We start from the raw sequence: 337 nt of genomic DNA on the forward strand, positions 1-337 counted from the left end.
AATCTCATGTCAGCAGACCGAGAAGGAAAAACTTGAAGAACTTGTTAAAAATTGGAATGGGAAGGAGGTACTATTTCCGATAAATCTTAGTTTTACGTTATATGGAAAAACTCCTGTCGATTTTAAAATCCCTGCTTCGGATTATAAGATTGTGACCTATGTCGATTCGTTGGGTTGTTCCAGTTGTAAATTGCAATTGCCTAAATGGAAGGATTTTATGAAATATGCGGATTCTATAGTAGGCTATCAAATACCGGTTCTTTTTTTTCTTCATCCTGCTAATGTTCGCGAGATGAGGTCTGTGTTAAAACAAAATCGTTTTGATTATCCTGTTTGT

1 pseudogene is annotated in these 337 nt (G+C 35.6%); it reads left to right on the forward strand.

Features of this window, described 5'->3' with window-relative positions:
- Nucleotide 1: 1 nt before the first annotated feature.
- Nucleotides 2–337: pseudogene (locus tag JZY04_RS21135) on the forward strand (hypothetical protein); the annotation flags it as partial.

The sequence above is a fragment of the Bacteroides sp. 11BF genome (assembly GCF_019633765.1).
Taxonomy (GTDB): Bacteria; Bacteroidota; Bacteroidia; order Bacteroidales; family Bacteroidaceae; genus Bacteroides; species Bacteroides hominis.